The organism is Paenibacillus sp. V4I9 (genome assembly GCF_030817295.1).
GTDB lineage: Bacteria > Bacillota > Bacilli > Paenibacillales > NBRC-103111 > Paenibacillus_E.
This window is the reverse complement of record NZ_JAUSZE010000001.1, coordinates 1,940,364-1,964,796: the sequence shown is the minus strand read 5'-3', so window position 1 is coordinate 1,964,796 and position 24,433 is coordinate 1,940,364. Positions and strand designations below refer to the sequence as shown.

Below are 24,433 nucleotides of genomic sequence, written 5' to 3'. Positions count from 1 at the left end.
ATGAATTCCTCGAACGGCAGCCGCATCGCTTTTGATTGAGCTCTTGTTCTCCGTTAGCCATCCATGCATCTCTTGCATTGCACCACAGAGCATGAAAGTTAATCAGTTCTTTCATGGTAGTTTAATCCTCTTAATATCAGAATATATGGTCCCTTTACTCATAGGATTTACCTGCAGAGAGAAATTAACAGACAAATTATCAAAATAGCAAAAGATCAAGCACATATATATGAACAATTGCTGCATGAGAATACAAAACTTAAGAGTGAAATAATTGAATTGAAATCTAAAAAGAAAACTTCTGATACAGCAAAAACTAATGACCAATTTGAAGCAGATGATATTCAAACCTTTCTCAATATCATGACCAGAGCTAGAAATTTAACTTCAAATTTAAATGTATAAGATTTCTTTACACTCCACATCCTAATATTACACCTAGAGAAGGAGTTGCATAAATGGCTAATAACAACACATTAGTAGTTCCACAAGCAAAGGCTGCTTTAAATCAGTTGAAGGTTGAAATAGCTCAAGAGCTTGGAATTCCATTCCAACCAAATGCATATAACGGAAACCTCGCCACACGCGATGCAGGTGCCATAGGTGGCAATATTACAAAAAGATTAGTGCAAATAGCTGAACAACAACTTTCCAGCTTCCAACGCTAATCCTTTTTTGATGTAGGAGCAAGCAAGCACGAAAAAGACTACAACCCCTTTTCTCCTCAGGTGAATGTAGTCTTTTTTATGTTGTGAAGTAATCTATATCATATCAGTCTTATTTTTAACAATATGTCCATAAAACTTTCCATTCTTTTCGAAAATAAACATTGTACTATGGGATTAGGTTACCACGAATTCGGAGTAATATCTTTACAGTTACAGAATCGGCTAGCAAATAGCGCTGTTGCTCCGTATGAAATGATATTTGGAACCATATTTCATTTGGGCAAATTTATTAAATAACTTTTGTACCATTCCAATTTCGTTATCGGTTAAGTTCATAATGGATATATACTTTTGCGTATTCTGATCCCTTAAAAAATCGTCCCATCTTAAAATTTGGTTATTTTGAAGAGCTTCGTCCAGGGAAATTTGGATCCATTTCTTTATGCCGCCCGTACATATTTTGAAAGGGTCTGGTATGAAATAGTTCGTATCATTTACAAGCCCTGGTTTTAACATCAATAAATGCACAGCATTTAAAGCATCATCCATTGCTGAATGGCTTTGCCCTATGAAATGAAGGCCATGATCTTCTAAAGCTTGTTGCAAGCCTCCTTCAAAAAAACGAGTCATGTCCAATAAATGAGTAGTTACCCATTCATTTTTAATGCGATTCACTTTGCAATCAACTAGTAAAGTAAAGAAATCGCTGCCGCCCCATGCAATCAATTTAAAATCGTTGCCGCAAAATTTTTTGAATTTCTCTATAACTACCTCAAAAGGCTTACTTTTTAATAATGTTTCTTCTGTAATACCGCAAAACTCCAGTGCAAACCTATTTAAAGGAAATTTAGGACGAATAAAGCTTTGAAATGTCTCGACAATTTCCAATTGCTCATTTAACTTTACAGCCCCAATTTCAATAGTCTCCATAGGATATATATCGTAGTGTCTCCTACCATTGAACTCCATATCCATAACTATATAATGCACTCGCTTTTCACCTCTTACCTTTTCTAATATATGATCTATTTAAATTAAAAAAAGACCATGATTGATCCAGCATATGCCGAACAGACTTGGTCATGGAATTTATTATGAGAACCTTCAACCCCGGTTTATCCATGGAAAGAGTGATCCTCACCAGCTCATTCACCCGTGGAATATGAAGATATCATATTCTCATCGATCATTTCAAGTATTAGGTTTTTCCAGACTTACCAATGTACTAGATGATAGTTAATAAATCCCCTCTTTAGGAAAATCGAATGTGACCCATTTACACATCGCACACGTAATATTTCCATTAAGGCTTACAACTAACCATCTCAAGAATGCTGACGATTTGCAGGCACCCCTTGTCTTGTCTTGTCTTGATTGTTAATTAAGCTATAGTATCCGTTAGCTTAATAAAACAAGGAGCTGTTGCCGTGGCAAACTGCTCCTTGTTTCGTTTAACTAACGTTCCGCGTTATTTGGCAATTGAAATATGAATAACTTTTATCTGTTATTCCTAAGTTGCATTAACGGGTTTCAGAGTTACAATGATTTTCGGTTCTTCTTCGGCCTGACCTACACGTTTAATGAAGAAGGAAAGCAGCAAACCAACAATTCCGATGCCAACAATAACAAGATAAGAATCATTAATTCCCAGAATAGACGCCTCTTTTATAAGTTCCTTGGAAGCATTCGCCGTTCCGTTTACCGTCATCAGGTCTACGAGATGAGATTTGGTTCTGGTCGTCATAACCGTGACTAGCAATGCTGTACCTACGCCGCCTGCCACTTGCTTGATAGTATTGGAAATAGCGGTACCATGCGCATTCAGTCTGGAAGGCAATTGATTGAGGCCCGCCGTGGTGATTGGCATTAAGAAAAGCGCCATACCGAAGCGTCGTCCTGTGGACATGAGGACTAAATAAGTATAACTTGTTGAATCCGTCAAATTGATGAATCCAAGTGTGGTTACAATTGTAATTGCCATACCGATAATGGACAACCATTTCGCTCCAAACTTATCGAACAGTTTTCCAGCCACTGGCATCATGAACCCCATTAGGAGTGCACCAGGGAGCATAAGTACTCCGGACTCCAACGGAGTATATCCGCGAGCATTCTGCAAATACAAGGGAAGCAGCATCATATCGGCATACATGACCATCGTAACCGCAATGTTGATTAACGTTGTCAGGGTAAACATGTTGTGTTTGAAAGCCCTAAGATCTAGAAGTGGGCTTTCGATAACCAGTTGTCGCCATGTAAACAATATTAAGGCCACTACACCTACAATAATAGACAGGACAACTTCTGTACTTGACCATCCCTTGCCACCAGCACTACTGAAGCCGTAAAGAAGGAAACCGAATCCGATTGTTGAGAGAACCGCACCCCACGTATCAATTTTGGGATAGGTACGTTCGGAGACATTTTTCAGATATACAAAAGCAACCACAATAACGATGAAAGCAAATGGAATGATGCCATAGAAAAGAGTACGCCATGAATAATGCTCCAAAATATAACCAGCTATAGCAGGACCGACAGCAGGGGCGAAAATGATAGACAAACCAACCATTCCCATAGCAGCTCCGCGCTTGTCTGGCGGATAGATTGTCAGGATGACATTCATAAGAAGCGGCATTAAAATCCCAGCCCCGGCTGCTTGAATCAGGCGGCCAGCCAACAATACTTCAAAGCCAGGCGCCACGGCTGAAACAATGCTTCCAATGAGAAAAATAATCATGGATGCTTGAAACAGCTCACGCGTCGTAAATCGTTGCATGAGGAACGCTGTTATCGGAATTAAAACGCCGTTAACCAACATATAGCCAGTGGTCAGCCATTGGCCTGTCGAAGCGGCAATATTAAATTCGACCATGAGCTCCGGTAAAGCAACACTCATAATCGTCTGATTCAGAATAGCAATAAATGCCCCCAGAATCATAACAAATAAAAGTGGACCTTTCTTAATAGAACTACTATCAAATGCTGCAATTTTACTCATTTCACTTATTCCTTTCAAATTCAATTTCAAACTAATTGACATTATGTTGTATAATAAACTCGATGTAAATAGTATTATATTCATCTATCCTAATGATCACAAGCAACAACTTTTTTATAAATGTTTATTAGATGACATTTTCAATAGATTTGTCGTCTATCTATAACATAATCCACAAATCTTGCAGAATTTGTCGTATAGCGCATTGAGAGAAAGGAAGTGATTGCTCCTGTCAAAAAAATCACAACGAATAGACCCGCGTGTACTACGCGCCAATTGATTCGAGATGCATTTATTGAATTACTTCACGAGCTTGAGCTTGAGAAAATAACCGTGAATCGCATCGCGGAGCGAGCGACGATTAATCGTGTCACCTTCTATCTTCATTATCGAGATATTCCAGATATGATCGATAGATTGGCTGAAGATATGATTAACGAAATCCATGCCATCTTGAAGGAAGCTCCGAACCGGCCCGGTTTTAACATGGAAATCATGATCAAATTGCTTGAGCATATCGCGGAAAATTCGAAATTCTATAAGGTTCTGCTCGCTTCCAGACGTATACCCGTATTTACGGAACGACTCATGAAGCTGATCGCTGATTTTATCACCTCTCGAATGAACACGCTTGAGGCATCCTTAACCTTGAACGTTCAAAAAGATATCGCGATCTGGTACGGCTCCTCCGCCATCATTGGTACCATTGTTTTCTGGCTTCGCAATGATTTACCCTATACACCGATTTTTTTGGCTACACAACTTTCAGAATTGCTCCATCTTCCCCAGCCAGAAACTCGCTAACTCCAAGCAATGACCTCTTTCATAGTATACGTACTAGCCGAATGTATTCGTGTCATCACATTTACATATGAATAAACCTTCTATGTATTGAGTAAACTACCGTAAAACCTAAATAATGTAAAATAATCCTTTAAGATGGTACTGAACTTAAATGCCACAGTTGTTTAAAAAAGATCCGGACATCTTGGTCGGTTTTCCTTCTTTTTCAGGGTTTCTGTATTACGCCATTCGTTTTAAATTGTGTGAGTTCAATTCTAACGTGTGGCGATAATTATTGAATCAGGTTCAAAGGTAGGTAGATTCATGCATCTAATTTTAACTTTAGTTACCATACTAGCAGCATGGCGTTGGTCTGACTGGAGGGATTGGAAGCAGTACCACTCCTCCATGTTGTACGTCGTTGCTGCTGGGTTTTTGTATGAATTCTTGACCTTAGATCAAACACTGTGGGTCTTTCACCCAGATTTCTTTTACAACCAAACTATCACAATTATTGTTTATGCTGTTGTCACAATGCCACTTACAATCTTGTTGTATCTATCTAACTACCCCAAAACAATTGGAAAACAAATTCTACATATATGCCTATGGATCGGTATCTATGTTTCCGTAGAAGTCATATTATTTGTATCAGGCAGGATTACTTATCAAAATGGATGGAACTTGGGTTATTCAGTTCTCTTTGATACGATGATGTTTCCAATGATTAAATTACATCACTCTCGGCCACTACTAGCGTACATAATCTCCATTCCCATTGTTTATGGTCTAATACTCTTATTCCATATTCAGCTCCAATAAATCATGTCTAACGTTGCAAGCATCCATTCGTTTGTTCAATTTCTTTGGTGGTATATACGAACTTGAAGTATTAATAATGATTCCGACAACAATAACGAAGAGGTTGCTATGGCCAAGGAAGAATATCTGAAATATATAAGAGAAATGATAAATAATACAGCCGAAGATAGCATCGAGTATGTCAAAGTGTGGAAAGAGCATGTGTTGTTTACCTGGCAGTGGTGGTTTAGCTTAGTTTTATTCATCGTTCCGATTATTGTTTGGTTTTTTATTAGGAAAAAAAATAGCACAGATCGCTTGTTATATCCAGGCATCGTCGTACTGCTCTCGGCGTCCTGGCTCGATTTTATGGGTAATAATTTTGGTTTATGGTATTATCCCTACAAACTAATTCCGAGTATCCCTCCTTACATTCCCTTTGAAACATTCATTGTTTTTGAGGTGATGCTCTTACTACAGTACAAACCAAAGTCTTCTCCTTTTCTAAAGGCGCTCGTATTGGGTCTGTTTAACTCATTCGTATCCGAGCCTTTATTAAGTTGGTTAGGAATTTATGTGGTGGTACATTGGAGTAAATTCATATCGCTACCTATTTACATATTGCTATATTTATTAGCAGATTATTTCTCGAAACGAAACAAAATGAATAATTTGGATGCTCCTTAATAAAATGACTCTTTCGTTGGGTAGCAAATTAACGCAAATGTTCAATATTTATCTACACCCATTGTACAGAATATGGAACGTAATAATGGGAATTCTGTGATATTAGAGATTAAATACTCACCTTTGCCACTTTCAGAAGTGGCTCTTTGTTATTTCTTTGTTCACTCAATCTGCTAGCGTCCTCCTTCTTCTTGCATGCACTCAAATCATTTTTAGTTTTTACGTTTAATGTTAAATTTATCATTTTCATTTACTTGTTGTGTTATAAAAAAACCATCTTTTGCTAATACCTTTGCTACTTCATTCGTGTTAAAACTGCAATGCCGATTTGATACAACATTAAAAAAGTCTCAGGAAAATCGATTTTTTCAGAATCCATTTGCAAAATGCGTACATTTGCTTTCTTTGGTTTTTATAAATTAGCATTCGCGGCATGAATCATTCCATCTGTTCAGAGTAAAAATTCCATTTTACTCCTTCGGAGATACAACTTACCTTACTAAAGTCCCAACCGTTTAATTTTCCAATGCGATCGTAAAAACTTTTATAATCATGTAGCAGAACAAATTTCAGCTAAAAATATTACGGCCGTCACACATTCCATAGACATTGTAGGGATTCTCTCAGGACGGGAAGATCTGCAAGTTTATGTGCTAGGCGGCTATTTACATACCAAAAATCGGTTATTATATGGACCTTCCGTCATTGATAAGCTAAGAGAATTAAGAGCTGATAAGGCATTTATCGGAGCTACAGCTATACAAACTGATGGGCTTTACTTTCCTTACGAAGATGATGTTTCTGTAAAAAAAGAGATGGCCCGCAGATCGGATCAGGTAATCGTCGTGGCTGATTACACGAAGTTTACAAGCAAATCGGTCTATCGTTTAGATTTTGACTTTGTGGATATTTTGATTACCGATCAAGAGGTGCCTAACGAAATAAGAGAAGTACTCCATAATAAAAATATAGCGATTATTCAATGTGAAGAGAAAGACAAATACGAGGAGGATAACAAAGATGAGTCTTAAAATTTTGCACAACGTAAACGTGGTTCAACCAGACGACTTTGTTCTACCTGCCACACTTTGGATAAGAAACGGAATTATTGAAAAGCTAGAAAGTGGTCTTTCTTCTCTTCCGGAGGTCGAATATGAACTTATGGATGGTGAAGGACATTTATTGATACCTGGAATGATCGATGTGCATATCCACGGTGCTAACGGGTTCGATATGATGGATGGCAGTGAGGCGAGTAATCTAGAGGGGCCTTACCTGAATCCGAAGCGTAAAGGTATGCAAAATGAACGGTTTTTACGACATCCGAATCTTACTGAAATGAAAGAAATTTTTAACGAAGCAGATGGACTGATTAAGATGGTTACAATAGCCCCCGAATTACCTGGCGGGATGGAGCTCATCTCTTTTCTGAAAGAAAATGGCGTCATAATCGCCGTTGCGCATTCGGATGCCACATACGAGGAAGCAAAGCAAGCCTTTGAAGCCGGAGCAAGTCACGTAACGCATTGTTTCAATGGCATGCGTCCGATTCATCATCGTGATCCCGGTCTGGTTGTAGCCGCTTTTGAAGAAGAACATGTAAGCCTCCAAGCGATTGTGGATGGCATTCATTTGCATCCTGCGATCGTTCGAATGATGCATCGTCTGAAGGGACCCGATGGCATGGTACTTATCACAGATGCTTTACAAGCCATGGGACTAGGTGATGGGAATTATGTGTTCGGTGGCCATCATGTTACGGTTTCCGACGGTGTGGCGCGACTAGAGGATGGGACTTTAGTCTCCAGTACCGTTACGATGAATGAGGCACTGCGTCTAACCGTTGAAACCGGAATTTCTTTAAAAGACGCGGTTCAAATGGCTTCAACCACACCTGCACGAATATTAAGCCTTGATACCTTAGGCAGAATCTCCACGGGCCTTGACGCTGATCTTGTCTTGTTAAATGAACAATTCCAAGTGCAATGGACAATGATTAAGGGTCATATCATCTAATGTTTGTAAGAATCAGAGAAATGTACATAGTATTTGGAAATAAAACATTGTAGAGTAGGGGACTGGTTTCCCAGTCCTCCCTCATCAAACCGTACGAGCGGTTTTCCCGCATACGGCTTTCCGATGTTCTTCACCTAGCGCAGTATAGCTGCCCCAAGCACTGACTCGTTTCAGTCCCATACGACCGAATACCTCCGCGACCCTCCTCGGGTCCAGTTGGTTTCGCTTGTGCTTCTTGTTCCAGTACAGTGTCAGTCTTCGAATAATATGCCAGTCCACTTTTGACAGAAATTTGTTCGACATGCCGGGGTCTACGCTCCCATAATAGTTCTTCCATCCCTGTATGATGGGATTGAGCTTGTCCACCATTTGCTTTGGTGACCAGTAAAGTCGCGCGCGAGGCGCTGTTACTTCCTTTACCTTGGCACGCATCTTTTTCATCGCCTTTTTGGATGGAATACTTCGCAAGTCATAAAATTTCCCCGACTTAAACAATTTCGGCATGCGGCGGTGATGGAATCCGAGAAAGTCGAATCCCTCTTTATCCAACCACAGGTTCACAAGCTTAGACTTGTCCGTGTTCATTGTCAATTCCAATTTCCTGAAAACTGCCTTAAGCACCTGAATGGCTTCCATAGCGTGGGGTTTATTTTCACATAAAATAACCAGGTCATCAGCATATCGCACCAATGTGCCAATATGGGAAAATTGCTTTTCCCATAGGGTATCGAGATAGTTCAGGTAGATGTTTGCAAGGAGCGGTGAGATGACTCCACCCTGGGGACTCCCGATCACGGTATTATGAACCTTTCCATCTTCCATGACATCGGCTTTCAGCCACAGTCGAATAAGTTTCAACACTCTTCGATCACTCACCCGTTGTTCCACGAGTTTGAGCAATTTGTCATGCGGGATGTTGTTAAAGTATCCGGCGATGTCTACATCCACCACCCAATACACTCTCCCGTAATTCACCGTCTTGTGTATCCGCTCTATTGCCTGTTTCGCGCTTCGCTTAGGTCGGAACCCAAATGAGCAATCTTTGAAATCCGCCTCGTATATTGCCTCAAGAACGATTTTCGCTGCCATTTGCACCAATCTGTCCTGGATTACGGGTATGCCGAGCGGGCGTGTTTTGCCATCACCCTTCGGTATATCCTTCCTCCGAACGGGCTTGGGGCGGTAGGCGTTTTCCACCAACTGCCGTTGCGTGTCCTTCACGAATTGCTCTTCTCCATACTCCTGAACAATGTGCGTAATTGTCACGCCGTCGATACCGGCGCTACCTCCATTTGCTTTGACCCGTTTCCATGCTTCCCACATGACATCTGTGCTGTATACTTTGTCGTACAGAGCGTGAAACCTGCGCTTGTTATTTGCCTTAGCCGCAAGGTAGAGGGTCCTTTGGAGTTCTTGAACTTTTACTTTGGTGTAGTTAGCAGATTTCACTGCATTCACTCGCTCTTACCTCCATCGCTACCCGTAAACAAAGTAAGGGTGCTTTCCTCCCGCAGGTTATGTTGTCCTACGTTCTCAGGTACTACCACCCTCTCCGACTCCCTTCTCGCCGCTTGCCACTTCACCCTCCAGGCTTATAGGTTTGCGCTTTACGAACCTGTCGTGCGAGGTAGGGTCTCCCTAGTTCCAGACACAACTGTTATTACATGCTGTTCCCCATACACCGGAGGATTCTTCCGCGTTGCTTATCCAAGTTCTTCGCGCGTTCCATGGCCTTCACCGTACAACACGGGGTTCGGCTCCCTCTTGTCCCTTTCGGGTTGTTTATGACGATGCGGCAGGATTCACTTCATGTTACAGCCTGCAATTTTGCTTCACCCCAGTTGGGGTTTTTCACAGGGCTTCATCCTTAGGTTCTCACCACCAGATGCCTGCTAGCTACGAGGCGGCTTGGTCCCTACCTCGGTTGGACTTTCACCAACTAGTTGTGCCTAGCTTTGCTAGGCGCACTGTTGAACTATGCTGCCCATTGAAAAAAAAGAGAAGCCACCGCGAAGCAAGCTCCTCCATTTTATCGTTATCCGTTAGAGTTAAATCATTAAATGTTTCTGACAAATCGTTATAACGTTAAAGTCGGGGTCTCTCATATTAAAAAACGATACTTGACTTGTCTTATGTATTCCACCATAAATAATTTCAAAGCCAAGCTCCTGAACAAATTTAGCTGCTTCATCAATATCATCAGAAGGCATAAAAAACAATGGAGGAGCCGATTGTGGAATTGGAATTTTATCCATTCCGTTTGAATCAATCATTATCTCCGTTCCATTTGGTAAATGAAATAGATGCAAATGCCCATAATTATCTTTCTCTTCAATTGGTAAACCTAGAAATTTACTATACAACTCTACCGATTTCATTAAATCTCTAGACCATAAAATAACAGAGGTAATTTCATTTCTTACTGGATTCTTCACTTCTCCAACCATTTCTTTACCCCCATTTAGAAGTATTTACCAATTCAATATTATATGAACTACTTTTATTTGTAAACGCTTAATTGTTTATCAAATTACCGATGCCCGAATAATAAGAACTTCGTAAGTCGCAGCGACGCCTCCCGGGGTGCTGAACTTATCTTCATACTCTTTATACATGTTGGCGAACAGACGCCGTGACCCGAAGCCATACGAAGAGGCGGCTTCGGAGGTGCTGGCTCCCATTGCTTTGACAGATAGAAGGAAATCCCTTGCAGAAGCATACACTTCCGTTTGAACCCAACTTTCACATTGGATATTTGAAAACCCTGTTTCCTTTAACAAGCTTTTCCACTGATCTGAAGTTTGAAAAGATAATCCGTGCCGTTGGGGCTCCATGCCGCCAGCACGGTAAACGGCATCAAAAGCTGTGTGCAGCTCGCGGAACGTATCCGGCCCGAACGTCGCGAATGCTAACAAACTTCCAGTATGAAGCAGTCGGTAAAGGTGCTCCAGCGTTTGTATCGGACAAGACAACCACTGAAAACAAGCATTAGAAACAATGAGATTGAACGAGGATGAAGGAACACTTGCAGCCCACAATTCGGCATCGGCATGCACAAAGTTAACGCGAGACGGTTGCCTATTGTTGTAGTCAACAAAGTTTGCAGCATTTGACCTAACACGTTGTTCAGCGGCTTCTATCATTGCGGGCGCAATGTCAAGCGCAGTTATAGACGAACATGACCAATGGTTTACCACCATTTCGGTCAGAGTGCCGGTTCCACAACCGATCTCTAGAATATTAGGTTGGTTGCAATCACTCTCACTTGTCCAATCCTCAAGAGATGTAAGAAGCTTCTTCGCCATGATACGCTGAACATGGGCATGAATATCATATGAACCTGTTGCGCTTCGGTTAAATTGACGTCCTATCGCTGTTTTCCTACCGATCATGCCACCAACCCCTTAGTGATTCAGCCAATTGAGCTTCCCTGCCCAGAAACGGAGCATGTCCGCTTCCATCTATTGTGAGCAACTTCGCCCGGGGCAATTGCATGAGTAACTCTTCTGCCGCCGAGTAAGGACAAACCTTATCCTCAGTTCCGTGAACAAGTAGAACCGGACAATCGATTTCCGGAAGTCGGGACAGGCAATCCACACCACGGAGGACTTCAAGACCAGCAATTAGGGCAGATGTTGTCCAATTGCCAATGAGGGGAAGACTTTCCCTGTGACCCATTCCCGATTCCGTCTCCGTAAAAACCAGCTGTTGAAACTTTTTTTCTACAGCTTGTCGTTCCTTCCTGATTCCATGGATCATCTGTCTAACGTATCCATCGGCCCATCCGCGATCCATCTGTTCTTTAGGACGAGTAAATCTAGCTGTTGCCGAGAACAAAAGAAGGCCGTCTGCTAAGTCAAGGGTCGCGAGTCTCAACGCCAGTAACCCGCCAAGCGACCAACCTCCTACCAGAATCGGACCACCACCAGAAGAGATGAAATCTTTTGCCGACGTTTCTGTCAAATACAACATATCCTCTAAGGAATCAACTGTGCTGTAATTTACGGTAACATGGTTAAAGTCAGGAAGTAATTCACGTAGTTGATCGAAGACCTTATCCGACATACTCCATCCAGTCAGCCATAAGATCGTACCGCTTAGCTCATCTTGCATGAATCCAACACCCCCATTTGAAACCCGATACTGCAAATTTGCGTAATGGCATCTCTGAGTTCGTTTAAGGTATGCGAAGCTGACAAAGAGAAGCGGATTCGCGCTGTACCTGCTGGTACAGTAGGCGGACGGATAGCAACTGCAGCGATACCTTCCTTTTCTAAAGCATTGCTAAATCTTAGGGCCGTATCATTATCTCCAACGATCAATGGTACAATGGGAGAATCTCCTCTACCGACATTAAAACCAGCTTTACATAAAGAGGAACGAAAAAAATGACTTGTTGACAACAGTTGTTCCCGACGCCAGTGTTCTGTTTGAACCAACTCCAACGACTTTGAAATACCCGCTACGATTGATGGCGGCAATGCCGTTGAATACATAAGGGGTCTTGCTTTATTGATCAACCACCTGATCAGCGTGCTTGTTCCACAAACATAAGCCCCGTAGACACCGAATGATTTGCTGAAAGTTCCCATATGAATATCCACGTCATTCTGCAGCCCGAGCTCATAAACCAATCCCTCGCCACGCAACCCGTAAATCCCACCGCTATGTGCCTCATCTATCATCAGCATGGCTCCGTATTCCCGTTTGAGCGCAGCTAATTCAAGCAAGTGAGCCTGATCGCCATCCATGGAGAATACCGCATCTGTAATAATCAACTTGCGCCGTTTATCACGGTACTTATTTAATAATGCACGCAAATGTTCCAAATCGTTATGACGGTATCGAGCATGTTCAGCACGGCTCATTGCGATCCCATCGACTATACTCGCATGATTGAACTGATCACTGAAAACCACATCGCTCCGGCTCACAAGCGCGCCAATGACACCAATATTAGCCATATATCCGTTTGCAAAGACAAGTGCTGCATCACAGTTCTGCCATTCTGCCAACGCTTTTTCAAGATGTCCATATGGCGGCAGGTTGCCGGTCACGTGCCGAGAAGCGCTGGCGCCTGCTCCTTCGATGAGGAGTGTATCACGCATTGCTTCTACAATAGCAGGATGCTGAGCGAGTCCCAGATAGTCATTCGAGGACAAGTTGAGCAGCACTTTTTCCTCTCGCAACGTATAACCACGCCTTCCAGGGACAGGAGCACTCGCACGTAAGTGGCGTTCCAAAGATGCGCGCTCTAAAGCTTCAAGTTCTTTTTCCAATCCATTCATGTTCAGCCTTCCTTACAACGCGTTTATCTCAATTTCAAAGCCCAAATCTTCAATGATTTGATGATCTGCAGAAACGTCTTGGCCTTCAGTCGTTAAATAATCACCCACGAAGAGTGAATTCGCTGCATATAGAGACAGAGGCTGCAGGGAACGAAGGTTAACCTCACGCCCGCCTGCCACACGAATTTCTTTAGACGGACAGATGAACCGGAATAAGGCCAATACCTTCAATGCTTGTATTGCCGGCGTACGGCCTGATTGCTCAAGTGGGGTGCCCGGAATCGCATTGAGGAAATTGATTGGAATCGAATCCGCATCAAGATCGCGCAGCGCATAAGCCATTTCGACAATTTCGCGATTCGTCTCACCCATTCCGATAATGACACCCGAGCACGGAGACATGCCATGAGTCTTTACCTTTTCTACCGTTTCAACACGCTGATCGTAGGTATGGGTCGTAGTGATGGATGGGTAGTTCGTTTTGCTTGTGTTCAAATTATGGTTGTATCGGTGGACCCCTGCTTCTGCAAGACGCTCTGCTTGATCGTCCTTCAGAATTCCTAGGCATGCGCAAATTTTGAGCGGCATCGTTTCACGAATTTCTTTAACTGCGTCCACCACTTGATCCAGTTCCTTATCCGTCGGTCCCTTGCCAGCAGCAACGATGCAATAAGTTCCTGCCTTGCGAGCCATTGCTTCTCGTGCGCCTGCGAGCAACGTATCTTTGTCGAGCAAAGTATATTTTTTCACCGCAGCTGTCGATACGATGGATTGTGAACAATAGCCGCAGTCCTCAGGGCACAGGCCGCTTTTGGCGTTGATGATCATATTCAACTTCACTTTTTTTCCATAAAAATGTTTTCTTACCTGAAAAGCAGCTTGCATCAGCAAAAGTATTTCGTCATTATCGGATTCCAGCACGGCAAGCCCTTCTTCTATCGTTAAACATTCTCCATTAAGCGTTTTTTGGGCAAATGATTGCCACTGCAAATCGTTTTTGATTTTATTAATCTCATTCATCCCCTTTTATATGATAGGAAAGTGCCTGTCTGATAGGCGTTAACTGAATGGTTGCTCGGACGGTATGTACCAGTAATTCTGTATTCACCTCCCCATACAAGCGGGGAAACCGGCCAAGGACCTTCACTCCGCCGTAACGTTCAATGAGATCTGCGTTCGTACTAACACTTGGATCGTCATGGGATTCCAGTGCTCCGTCGTTCATAATTACGCCTACGATCGGGATATCGCGCTGCCGCAGTAGCGATACTGTGAGAAGCGTGTGATTAATCGTACCCAGACCGGAATGGGATACGACCAGGGCTGGTGTGTGAAGTTCAGAGATCAAGTCAATCACCAGAGAATCCTCTGTCAGTGGTACAGCAACACCACCTGCGCCTTCAATCAATAATGCCTCATAACGATTGATTAGTGGTTCGCCTGCGGCGATGAGTTCTTTTATCGTGAGGGTTACGCCTGCATGCTTGGCGGCTAGGAAAGGGGTAAGCGATGCTTCAAATGTAAAAGGCGCCACGGCCTCTGGGCATTCATCAATACCCGATCTTTTAAGCAAACATTCCGCATCCGTAACTCCGCTGCCAAGAAGTGCACCAGACTGGACGGGCTTCCAGACTCCGGCATTCAACCCTTCAGCACGAAACGCAGCGGTAAGAGCTGCGGTCACCATCGTCTTTCCGACGCAAGTGTCCGTGCCGGTCACAAATAATCCGCGCACTTTGCTCATATCGGTGATCCACCCTCGGTAACATCAACGATCGATGCTACTAAAATATCCGTCATGGCATTCAGCTCATTTTGCGTGCTGACAAGAGGTGGGATGAATACGATAACATTGCCAAGTGGCCTTGTAAGCATTCCAAGTTCTCTAGCACGCTCGGCTACGCGTACGCCGATACGATCTACCCATTTGTACGGCTCGCGTGACAGCTTATCACGTACGAGTTCGACCCCAATCATTAGGCCCTTTTGCCGAATCTCACCGACATGTGGCCGTTCACTAAGTGGTGCGAGCTTCTGCTCCACGAATGAAGCTTTTGCAATAACTCCTTCTACCATGTTCCGCTCATCCAATAGCTTCAGGCTAGCCAAAGCCACAGCACATCCAAGAGGATTGCCCGTGTAGGAATGACCATGGAAAAAAGTTTTCTGCTCTTGGTAATCAGCATAGAACGCTCCATACACCTCGTCTGTCGCAAGTGTTGCTGCGACGGGCAAGTAACCACCCGTTAGACCTTTACCGACAACCATCAAATCAGGTGACACACCTTCTAGATCGCAGGCAAACATAGCGCCCGTCCGCCCGAATCCTGTCGCTACCTCGTCCGCGATAAGTAGCACACGATGTTTGCGGCACAGTGCGGCCATCTCGTGTAAACAACCTGAAGGCATGACAATTATTCCCCCTGCTCCTTGCACTATCGGCTCCACAATGAGCGCTGCGATCTCATCGCTACGACTCTCGAGCAAAATACGAAGAGCGGTTAATGTTGCAGCCATTGCAGCCTCCACCCCGCCTTCATGGCGATAAGCATAAGGATATGGAATGACATGTGAAGGAAATAACATCGGTCGGAACACATCATGATACAACGGAATAGCACCTACGCTAACCGCGCCAATTGTATCTCCGTGATAAGCTTGATTCATCGTAATAAATGTCTTTTTACCCTTTTGACCACTATTACGCCAATATTGAAATGCCATTTTGATTGCGATTTCAACACCAGTTGCTCCTGAATCAGAGTAAAACACCTTGTTTAAGCCTTTCGGTGCTATCTCTACTAGTTTCTGAGCAAGCTCGATGGCAGGTATATTTGCCATTCCGAGCAGCGTAGAGTGGGCGACTCGTCCTAATTGATCTGTGATCGCCTGATTCAGCTCCGGCACGTTGTGTCCATGTACGTTAAGCCAAACAGACGAGAAACCATCATAGTAGGCACGTCCCTGAACGTCATACAGCTTGACCCCTTCACCACGTTCAATAATTAAAGGGTCTGATGAATTATAGTCTTTCATTTGAGTAAAAGGATGCCAAAGGTGATCTTTATTTATGGCGGCAAGACGTTCAAAATGCGTTGACAAAGATAATCACCATCCATGAACTTTTTATTGTCAACCAAACTTTTGTATTTAGGTTTACAATTAACTTTAGCTATTCTAGCAGAAGACAGACACTGCTGTAAAGACAATTTCCTTCTCCATTGATCAGCGCTCTTTCACCTGTTGAAAAATCAAGTAGGCCCATGCACAGTTGCATAGGCCTCTCACAGAAGGGTACGTGCGACAACTATATGACTACTGTTTTAAAACGGGCGCACTTACATGATCAAGATTGATATGCCCCCATCCGCCTGTCGAATTATCTACCAACTTGACGTAGCAACTTTTTCCGATATACTTCCATGCATCCCACAAATACCTATTATAGGCATCCCAGTTAATTCCTGTTGTCTTTAGCAATTCAGTACCGGTAGAAGCATCGACAAGGGCTGCATACAAGTTGTTACTATCATTTCCTCCGCCTAGCATGAAGCTGATTTGACCGTTACCGCCTAATGTAAAGGTTTCCGATTGGAGCACCCCGACTGGGGAATCGCCCCCTACGCCATTATTAAAGCCCCAAAGATGGTAGGTACCCTGGTGGTTAAAAGGTCCTCCCCAGTAGGCCGCAGCCGATGTAACATCCGCATTATTAAATGCTGTACCGCTCACAATGGTCCATCCAGTCAAGTTTCCAGTTTCAAAGTCATGATTAGTCAAATCCCTTGTGGCTTGATTATAGGTGATGTTTTGGAACAATGCCGTTCCGTTCCATACATTTAATCCCAATCTCCCACTGCCAAATGATGGATCCGTCACATTATGAACAAGGGTTCCATTGAAGTAAACTTTAATGCTGGTACCGTCGGCAACTACACGTAGATTGTAATTCGTATTCAACGATAAGGGGGTTGAATATTGCCCCAGGACCGTTGCACTATTATTTACAAATTTAAACAATTTTACAACCTGATTCTGAACGTCGACATTCGCCAAATACGCATTTGCACCGGTAGCATCAGAACGGAAAACCAAAGCGCCTGCGCCTTCCGAAGTTACTTGAATATTAGCCGAATAGTCAACATATCCTGCGGTCTGTGAGCTTAACGTAAATGCATCACCCTCGAATAAGCCTTGTTTACCGGATGCAGTGTTGCTCCAAGTTCCATTTTTCGGTACCATCGTCGGTAGATTAGATATCAGTCCAGTAACATTAGAAGTATTTACATTCCTGAATTCAGTGCTAGAATTCCAAACATTCAATCCAAAGTAACCGCTCTCATAAGTTGTATCATTAAGATCAAGAGCCAGCGTACTGCCCAAGATGACCTTAATATTAGCTCCCGATGTGATTACTTTCAGATGATAATCGGTACTGGTGTTTAGTTGAGTTGCATATTGACCAATTACAGTTGCACTACCATCGCCATTTAATTTAAAAAGTTTCACGACATCGTTAAGTGTATCGATATTAGCTACATAACCTTGCGTTGCATTATGGTTAGCTCTAAAAACTAGAGCGCCTGCACCCTGGCTGCTGTTCAATAGCTTAATATCAGCTTCGTAGGTGAAATTACCACCCATTTGAGAACTTAGCGTGAAGGCATCTCCACTGCTTCGCCCCCGTTTCCCCCCAACAGTGTCCGCCCATTTGCCGTTTACATGGATCCAGCCTGACAGATTCGATACAAATGGCGTAGTTCCCATACTCTTATTGATCGGATAGATTTTCAGATAATTTAATGTTACATTCCCACCGATAGCATACAATTCCATTCCTTGACTGGAACGATCGGGGAAGATTAGACTTGATATGGCCACCTTCCCATCATTGCCTAGTGCCTCAATCGATTGCCGATCAACAAAAAATTGCATTTTTACTTTTCCATTAGCATCCGGACTTAGGGGCGCTTCATGTTTGTAGGCGAAAGTCGAATTAAACCCCGTTACCCCAGAGAAAGAACGATCCACAAACAACTTTGAATTCGTTTTATTATAACTGACCGAAGTAAATTGATTCCCGCTTTTACGTACTTTGAATCCGAATTCAGTTGCCGTAGCCGTATTTACCTGGAATTCTGCGACCACTTCAAAGGAATCTCCGGACTTCGATGAGAGGATGTTGCTGCCTGGTGAAATCGTTGTTGCTCCCCAAGAACTAACTGTACCGCGAAGCGATTGTAATTGATTGACCGGAACTTGCTGCAGCCGTATACCTTCAGGATATGTCTTAAGCTTTAATTCACGCGGGACGCTCATCGAGCTTCTCCACGTAGATGCCGGAATCGCAGTTGCATAATTCCAATTGTTCATCCAACCGAGCCAAATTCTTCTTCCGTCTGTTGATGGTATATCACTCCAGCTTACAGCCGCATAATAATCAGGGCCGAAATCATTCCAAAGAATAGTCCCTGCTGGATTGCTGTTGATAAAGGTGGTTCCATTAAATTCACCGATAAAATATTGCATACCTGAACCACCTGCTGCTCCACCGTTACCTATACTCACCTCCATAACCCATTTCACATTAGCCAGATTCCCGTCAACCGCTAAAGGAAACAAATCGGGGCACTCCCATACTCCGCCATGCGAGCCTTGATTAACTCCGAAATCGCTGGCAAAAGACCAGTTTTTCAGATTCGGTGACGTATATATTTTGACCCTATCATCTGCTGTCAGCGTCATTACCCACTTGTTAGAAGCTGCATGCCAGAACACCTTAGGATCCCGAAAATTAGCAATCCCCGGATTCGGAATGACTGGATTTCCTGCATACTTGGTCCAAGTTCGACCTTTGTCCGTACTATATGCGATGCTTTGCTGCTGCGAGGCACCATTATGAGTAAAAATTGCAACCATAGCTTCTGCGCCAAACCCTGCTGTATTATTCCAGTCAACGACCGCGCTGCCAGAAAAAATATCTCCCTGCGAATCCGGATACAAAGCAATAGGAAGCGTTGTCCAATTAACTAAATCCGTGCTGATTGCATGTCCCCAATGCATCGGTCCCCATACCTCGCCATCCGGATAGTATTGGTAAAAGAGATGGTATTCACCTGCGTAATAGACCATTCCGTTTGGATCATTCATCCAATTGGCTGGAGGTGTATAATGATATTGAGGGCGGTAGGTTTCATCGTAGTAATTATAGTTGGTATCTGCTGCATAAATGGGTATTGAAAAAACAAGCGCGGAGATCATAAAGAAGCAAGCACCTATTAGCATCTTGAAATAAGTTTTCATCGAGTTCTCCTCCCATAGTTTAAAAATAATTCATAAATTGTATGCGCTTACATTTACTAACAAAAGGAGATCTGAATAGCTATTCCCAGGATAATTTGAGATTTCCCCAAATCGCCTATCAGCTTAAAGCAGACCACCTCATGTTTACTTTCATCACGCAAAGTCAATTAGTCTATTGATCTCTCAATCACATTCGATCTACGATTTACTTGAGTTTAAATGAAGCCACAGATTGTTGTAAGACCTTAGCCATATGGGCTAATTCGTTGGAATAGGAAGCAACTTCTTGGATTGCCGCTGTCTGTTCCTCTGTCGTTGCTGAGATGTGATTGGTTGAACTTGCTGAACTTCCGTATAGATTAGAGACTATCTCCATGTTTTCAACCATTTTATGCGTATTCATTTGAATCATTTTTATTTCATTCGTCATTTCGTCGGATTGGCCAGAAACCCCTTCGACTAATTGAAGGATATTCGTGAAGGAATCACCTGCCTTTTTCGTAAGCAGCTTCCCTTCTTGAACAGCAGAATCTCCATCTTCCATGGCTTTTACTGCTTTCGAGATATCCTCCTGAATCTCAGTTACTAGTGTATCGATCTCCTGATTCGATTTTGTTGAATTTTCAGCAAGAAGACAAATTTCACGAGAAATCACCGAAAATGTTTTTCCATTTGATCCTGCTTCGGCGGCAATAATACCTGCATTTAAAGCAAGCATTTTCGTTTGCTTAGCAATAGTGGATAGTAAGGTCATAATATGATTGATTTTTCTGGACTTCTCTTCTAACTGGCGGACTATTCCAACCGAATCGAGTGAGTTTCGAGAAATCAAATTGATCTGATTTATTGCTTCCGCAATATCCGCTTTTCCTTCAATGGCCGTTTGCAGCGCGTCCTTTGCTGATTGACTTGCAAGTTCTATTCGTTGCGTAATTTTTTTGATATTCACAAACATGTCTGTTGTTTCTTCAACAGCTTCATCGGTTAATGAAAGTTGTGTATGCGTACCACCCGCTACTTCTTGAATCGATTGTGCAATTTCTTCTGTTGCTTTCGCGGATTGTTCCGCATTATTGGTTAAAAGAACTGAAGTTTCAGATACGCTTTTCGCACTTTCAGATACTTGTAATAAAATGGACTTCAAGTTACTCGCCATTGTATTTAGATTTGTGCCCATTTGGCCAAATTCATCGATCGTTTTTATAGGTATAGTTTGGGTTAAATCCCCGCTTGACATCGATTGAGAAAGAATATTTACTTTCTTAATGTTGTTGGTAATGTATAAACTGTAGAAATAAATCACCATGACAATAAAACATAACAATACAATAATAATGATAAGCGAGATGATAAAATAATCGTTTAGCTTCTGGTAAAGCTCCTTCTGCGATATGACGATTGCCAGTTTCCAAGATGTATCTGGAACCGTCTGATAATAAACCTTATTGGAACCTCTATCGTCACTAAAAATGGCATTTCCATTGTTATTCGACAGTATTTCTTGGCCAATTTGCGCCAAGCTAAGATTAGAGTCATTCATGATTTGATGATTCGTGGAGTTCTCGTTATCTTTATTAGCAATAAAGTTCCCATTTCGATCCAACAAAAATGCCCATCCATTTTTACCAACATGAATGTCTGAAATCTTCTGCTGCAAGCTGGTTAAATTGATGTTGGCTGTAACTACCCCTTGAAATTTATTATTGTTATAAAAGGGAACTGCCGTCGTTAAAATCATAGCATTGGAGGTTTTATCAAAAAATGGATCCGTCCATACCATAATTTCCTTTGTATTTTTTCCAAGCAGATACCAATCTTTTTCAGGATAATTATATTCTTTCGTATCATAATCATTGGAAAATAAAATACGACCGTTATCCCGGTAGGCATAGGAACTGTAATATTGCAAATAATTTTTATACTGATAGGGCTCATACCAAATCCCAACTCCAAAGGTATCCGGGTTTGTGGACAACAAACCTTGAATAATTTGAAAATATTTGCCTTTATCAATCTTGTCACCTACAGGTTCAATTGTTCGTGCTAAGCTTTCAGGTATTTTACTGTGCGCTGTTAATATGGTTTGCATATTGTTGATCGTTGCGTTTAATTGATATGCCATTTTATCTTGGATTTCCGCATTGATCATTTGTTTTGAATAGCTATAACTTAACGCAGACAACACAAACATAGATAAAATTAACAAAGGTAGAATCGTGACTAGTGTGCGGGTACGTATGCTTTTGAAGCGAAATTTCACCATATTGACAGCCTCTCCTCTTACTTATCGCTGCGGAGACGATCCAAAAGCACCGCAAGTACGATAACAACACCTGTGATAACGGTTTGCCAAAAGAAGCTAACATTTAAAAGTGTCAATCCATTCCTAATTACACCCAAGATTAACACACCAATAATGGTCATCTGAATTCGGCCAATTCCCCCAGCTAGACTCGTACCGCCGAGAACAACGGCAGCAATGGCATCAAGCTCGGCCATGCTTCCAGCATTCGGCTGACCGGAAATTAAACGCCCTGCAAGAACTACGCCAGCTAATCCCGCACATAAACCACTAATGGCATACACATTAATTAATGTCTTTTCAACCTTAATACCTGTTAATCTCGCTGCCTCTTCATTTCCCCCAATTGCATAAATATGTCTGCCAAACATCGTGTATTTAAGTACGATAAACATCACGATATATACACTCAGCATAATGTATATGGGGGTTGGAACCGATAGGATCTTCCCTGATCCAATAAACTTAAAGGGTTCCGAGGCCAGTATGGTAGGTAATCCCCCGCTAATTACAAAAGCAGCGCCTCTTATATAAGTCATACTGCCTAATGTAACAATAAAGGATGGAAGTTTGGTTCTTGCAGTCAGAAAGCCATTGATCCAGCCTGCTGCATATCCCACCGCAATCCCAGCGAACATGGCAATAAAAGGGTTAATTCCTTGTTTTGAAAGCAATACGGAAATAACGCCCGAAAGTGCGATCGTAGATCCCACAGATAAATCAATCCCGCCAGTCAGAATAACTAATGTCATACCCGCTGCAAGAATTCCGTTGACGGACGATTGTTTTAATATATTGAGAATGTTCCCCGTATCTGTGAAATTAGGTGCAAAAATAGCGAGTATGATACAAATAGCAACTAACACAATTAACATGCCTAGTTGATTCCATATTTTTCTCATGGATAATCCAACATTATGTTTTTTATTAACGATTACTTCCATTCCAGCGCTCATTTGATCTCCCCCGTTGCATAATACATGATCTTTTCTTGTGTCGCGTCTTCGCGCCCAAGGTTTGCCCGTAATTTACCCTCATGCATAACAAGTATGCGATCACTCAGCGCCAAAATTTCTGGCAGCTCAGAAGAAATGACTAACACAGCAAGACCGTTTTTGGCTAATTTACAAATAACTTTATGAATTTCGGTTTTGGCGCCTATGTCGACACCTCTTGTCGGTTCATCTAACAAAAGCACTTTAGGCTGGATGGATAACCAACGCGCAAGCAGCGCTTTTTGCTGATTTCCTCCGCTTAAGCTGACCACCTTTTGCTCTTTGTTTGCCGTTTTAATACCTAATTCTCTTATATACCTGTCAGCTTCATTGCTTATTTGCGACCAATTTAAGAGGGCTGCTTTTCGATATTTATACATTTCAGCCATCATAATGTTTTCTTTGACAGACATATTTAGGAATAATCCTTGCTCCTTACGACTTTCTGGAACATGAGCAATACCATAGCGTATAGCATCCTCAGGAGAAGAGATTTTCACCGATTGACCGTTTATTAGAATTTCACCTGCTGATATTTCCGATAAACCAAAGATCGCTCTGACTAATTCTGTTCTTCCTGCCCCTACCAATCCTGAAATCCCAACAATTTCTCCTGAATGCACCTCGAGCGAAATATTCTTTACGTTTTTGTTATCAGATAAACCTTTAACCTCTAAAACCGGCGTTTTACCTTTAATCCAGCTCGTATGTGAAGGCGGTTTTTGAAATAAATCGTTTAATTCACGACCAACCATGGTCTTAACAAGATGCTCCGGATTGGTTTCGGCGATAGGAATCGATGTAATCCACTCTCCATCACGCAAAATGGTACAGCGATCGGAAATTTTAAAAATTTCATCCATACGATGTGAAATGTAAACAATCGCAACACCTTTTTGCTTTAATTCGTTAATAATAATAAACAGCTTATCAATTTCTTTGTGGGTTAATGAAGCTGTTGGTTCATCCATCACTAGAACTTCCGCTTCTATCGATAAAGCTCTCGCGATTTCCACCATTTGTTGTTGGGCGACACTTAAGGTTGAGACATATGATCTAGGATCTAAATCAGATCCGATTGATTTTAATAGGAAATGGGCTCGTTCGTGAACTTTCTTCCAGTCCACCATACCTAACTTATTCTTCGGGAATTTGGTTCCCATCAATACGTTCTCACCGATGGTTATATTCGGAGAAAGATTAAGCTCTTGATGAATGACACTAATGCCTTTCTCACGCGCTTCCATCGCATTATGCCATGTGATCGATTTGCCTCGATACATAATCTCGCCTTTATCTGGACGGTATATCCCTGCCATAATCTTCATAAGCGTCGACTTACCGGCACCGTTCTCTCCCATTAAAGCATGTACTTCACCTTTATGCAGATCGATATTTATGTTTTTTAATACGGTGACCCCTGAGAAAGACTTGGAGATCGCTCGCATGCTTAACGCTATTGAGGATTCAGAGGAAATGTTCTTTTCAACTTCCGCTTGCACAGCTTCCATGTTCTCACTCACTCCACCAAATTATTTGTTTATATCTATGACTGAAGACTGAAGAACTACGATGCGGTTCCCGTTAAC

Annotated in this window: 20 protein-coding genes; 6 read left to right on the top strand and 14 right to left on the bottom strand. The window is 42.3% G+C overall.

The genetic code is table 11. The features are described from left to right. Positions 1–458: 458 nt before the first annotated feature. The gene (locus QFZ81_RS09120) at positions 459–668 is read left to right on the top strand and encodes an alpha/beta-type small acid-soluble spore protein (RefSeq protein WP_171649783.1); all 210 of its coding nucleotides are present in this window, start codon (positions 459–461) and stop codon (positions 666–668) included. Positions 669–890: 222 nt separating this feature from the next. Here QFZ81_RS09120 and QFZ81_RS09115 read toward each other — a convergent pair whose 3' ends face one another. Beyond that, complete coding sequence (locus QFZ81_RS09115) at positions 891–1,658, bottom strand: 3'-5' exonuclease (protein ID WP_307602396.1); 768 nt, start codon at positions 1,656–1,658, stop codon at positions 891–893. A gap of 520 nt (positions 1,659–2,178) precedes the next feature. Continuing rightward, positions 2,179–3,669, bottom strand: a complete 1,491-nt coding sequence (locus QFZ81_RS09110; protein ID WP_307602395.1) for a DHA2 family efflux MFS transporter permease subunit — start codon at positions 3,667–3,669, stop codon at positions 2,179–2,181. 219 nt (positions 3,670–3,888) lie between these two features. Here QFZ81_RS09110 and QFZ81_RS09105 point away from each other — a divergent pair, with 219 nt between their 5' ends. The 5 genes from QFZ81_RS09105 to nagA all read left to right on the top strand — a co-directional run bounded on the left by QFZ81_RS09105 (position 3,889) and on the right by nagA (position 7,956). Then, positions 3,889–4,473: a TetR/AcrR family transcriptional regulator gene (locus tag QFZ81_RS09105; RefSeq protein ID WP_307602393.1), complete on the top strand. Its 585-nt coding sequence runs from the start codon at positions 3,889–3,891 to the stop codon at positions 4,471–4,473. A gap of 303 nt (positions 4,474–4,776) precedes the next feature. After that, entirely contained in the window at positions 4,777–5,274 is a 498-nt protein-coding gene (locus QFZ81_RS09100) for a CBO0543 family protein (RefSeq protein ID WP_307445325.1), read from the top strand. A gap of 108 nt (positions 5,275–5,382) precedes the next feature. Next, positions 5,383–5,940: a CBO0543 family protein gene (locus QFZ81_RS09095; protein WP_307445328.1), complete on the top strand. Its 558-nt coding sequence runs from the start codon at positions 5,383–5,385 to the stop codon at positions 5,938–5,940. A 518-nt stretch (positions 5,941–6,458) separates the two neighbouring features. Further along, positions 6,459–6,971 carry a DeoR/GlpR family DNA-binding transcription regulator gene (locus QFZ81_RS09090; protein ID WP_307606857.1) on the top strand — a complete coding sequence of 171 codons (513 nt, stop codon included), beginning with the start codon at positions 6,459–6,461 and terminating at the stop codon, positions 6,969–6,971. Next, positions 6,961–7,956 carry an N-acetylglucosamine-6-phosphate deacetylase gene (nagA, locus tag QFZ81_RS09085; RefSeq protein ID WP_307602391.1) on the top strand — a complete coding sequence of 332 codons (996 nt, stop codon included), beginning with the start codon at positions 6,961–6,963 and terminating at the stop codon, positions 7,954–7,956. Before QFZ81_RS09090 ends, nagA begins: the two co-directional genes overlap by 11 nt. Positions 7,957–8,040: 84 nt before the next feature. On the opposite strand, the gene ltrA is transcribed toward nagA, so the two are convergent. The 12 genes from ltrA to QFZ81_RS09025 all read right to left on the bottom strand — a co-directional run bounded on the left by ltrA (position 8,041) and on the right by QFZ81_RS09025 (position 24,355). Then, the gene (gene ltrA, locus QFZ81_RS09080) at positions 8,041–9,414 is read right to left on the bottom strand and encodes a group II intron reverse transcriptase/maturase (protein ID WP_307602389.1); all 1,374 of its coding nucleotides are present in this window, start codon (positions 9,412–9,414) and stop codon (positions 8,041–8,043) included. A 590-nt stretch (positions 9,415–10,004) separates the two neighbouring features. Continuing rightward, positions 10,005–10,403, bottom strand: a complete 399-nt coding sequence (locus QFZ81_RS09075; protein ID WP_307445334.1) for a VOC family protein — start codon at positions 10,401–10,403, stop codon at positions 10,005–10,007. Positions 10,404–10,481: 78 nt separating this feature from the next. Then, positions 10,482–11,348, bottom strand: a complete 867-nt coding sequence (gene bioC / locus QFZ81_RS09070) for a malonyl-ACP O-methyltransferase BioC (RefSeq protein ID WP_307445336.1) — start codon at positions 11,346–11,348, stop codon at positions 10,482–10,484. Next, positions 11,338–12,069 carry an alpha/beta fold hydrolase gene (locus QFZ81_RS09065; protein WP_307445339.1) on the bottom strand — a complete coding sequence of 244 codons (732 nt, stop codon included), beginning with the start codon at positions 12,067–12,069 and terminating at the stop codon, positions 11,338–11,340. The genes bioC and QFZ81_RS09065 overlap by 11 nt, the downstream gene beginning before the upstream one ends. Next, a complete protein-coding gene (gene bioF, locus QFZ81_RS09060; protein ID WP_307445342.1) occupies positions 12,054–13,244 on the bottom strand; it encodes an 8-amino-7-oxononanoate synthase in 1,191 nt (396 codons plus the stop codon). Before bioF ends, QFZ81_RS09065 begins: the two co-directional genes overlap by 16 nt. A gap of 12 nt (positions 13,245–13,256) precedes the next feature. Further along, positions 13,257–14,264 (bottom strand): biotin synthase BioB, encoded by a 1,008-nt coding sequence (gene bioB / locus QFZ81_RS09055; protein WP_307445344.1) that lies wholly within the window; start codon positions 14,262–14,264, stop codon positions 13,257–13,259. After that, positions 14,257–14,988, bottom strand: coding sequence for a dethiobiotin synthase (gene bioD / locus QFZ81_RS09050; RefSeq protein WP_307445348.1), 732 nt, complete (start codon positions 14,986–14,988; stop codon positions 14,257–14,259). The genes bioB and bioD overlap by 8 nt, the downstream gene beginning before the upstream one ends. Further along, positions 14,985–16,346, bottom strand: a complete 1,362-nt coding sequence (gene bioA / locus QFZ81_RS09045) for an adenosylmethionine--8-amino-7-oxononanoate transaminase (protein WP_307602386.1) — start codon at positions 16,344–16,346, stop codon at positions 14,985–14,987. Before bioA ends, bioD begins: the two co-directional genes overlap by 4 nt. 213 nt (positions 16,347–16,559) lie before the next feature. Continuing rightward, a complete protein-coding gene (locus QFZ81_RS09040; protein WP_307445354.1) occupies positions 16,560–19,547 on the bottom strand; it encodes a glycoside hydrolase family 32 protein in 2,988 nt (995 codons plus the stop codon). Positions 19,548–19,752: 205 nt separating this feature from the next. Next, entirely contained in the window at positions 19,753–21,753 is a 2,001-nt protein-coding gene (locus QFZ81_RS09035; RefSeq protein WP_307445358.1) for a methyl-accepting chemotaxis protein, read from the bottom strand. Positions 21,754–21,827: 74 nt separating this feature from the next. After that, a complete protein-coding gene (locus QFZ81_RS09030; RefSeq protein WP_373462779.1) occupies positions 21,828–22,751 on the bottom strand; it encodes an ABC transporter permease in 924 nt (307 codons plus the stop codon). A 50-nt stretch (positions 22,752–22,801) separates the two neighbouring features. Beyond that, on the bottom strand, positions 22,802–24,355 hold the full coding sequence (locus QFZ81_RS09025) for a sugar ABC transporter ATP-binding protein (protein ID WP_307602384.1): 1,554 nt from the start codon (positions 24,353–24,355) through the stop codon (positions 22,802–22,804). Positions 24,356–24,433 lie beyond the last annotated feature (78 nt).

Coding starts and splice junctions, on each gene's coding strand:
- QFZ81_RS09120 (WP_171649783.1), top strand. CDS start 459: ATGGCTAATAACAACACATTAGTAGTTCCACAAGCAAAGGCTGCTTTA.
- QFZ81_RS09110 (WP_307602395.1), bottom strand. CDS start 3,669: ATGAGTAAAATTGCAGCATTTGATAGTAGTTCTATTAAGAAAGGTCCA.
- QFZ81_RS09100 (WP_307445325.1), top strand. CDS start 4,777: ATGCATCTAATTTTAACTTTAGTTACCATACTAGCAGCATGGCGTTGG.
- QFZ81_RS09095 (WP_307445328.1), top strand. CDS start 5,383: ATGGCCAAGGAAGAATATCTGAAATATATAAGAGAAATGATAAATAAT.
- nagA (WP_307602391.1), top strand. CDS start 6,961: ATGAGTCTTAAAATTTTGCACAACGTAAACGTGGTTCAACCAGACGAC.
- QFZ81_RS09075 (WP_307445334.1), bottom strand. CDS start 10,403: ATGGTTGGAGAAGTGAAGAATCCAGTAAGAAATGAAATTACCTCTGTT.
- bioC (WP_307445336.1), bottom strand. CDS start 11,348: ATGATCGGTAGGAAAACAGCGATAGGACGTCAATTTAACCGAAGCGCA.
- QFZ81_RS09065 (WP_307445339.1), bottom strand. CDS start 12,069: ATGCAAGATGAGCTAAGCGGTACGATCTTATGGCTGACTGGATGGAGT.
- bioF (WP_307445342.1), bottom strand. CDS start 13,244: ATGAATGGATTGGAAAAAGAACTTGAAGCTTTAGAGCGCGCATCTTTG.
- bioB (WP_307445344.1), bottom strand. CDS start 14,264: ATGAATGAGATTAATAAAATCAAAAACGATTTGCAGTGGCAATCATTT.
- bioD (WP_307445348.1), bottom strand. CDS start 14,988: ATGAGCAAAGTGCGCGGATTATTTGTGACCGGCACGGACACTTGCGTC.
- QFZ81_RS09040 (WP_307445354.1), bottom strand. CDS start 19,547: ATGAAAACTTATTTCAAGATGCTAATAGGTGCTTGCTTCTTTATGATC.
- QFZ81_RS09030 (WP_373462779.1), bottom strand. CDS start 22,751: ATGAGAAAAATATGGAATCAACTAGGCATGTTAATTGTGTTAGTTGCT.
- QFZ81_RS09025 (WP_307602384.1), bottom strand. CDS start 24,355: ATGGAAGCTGTGCAAGCGGAAGTTGAAAAGAACATTTCCTCTGAATCC.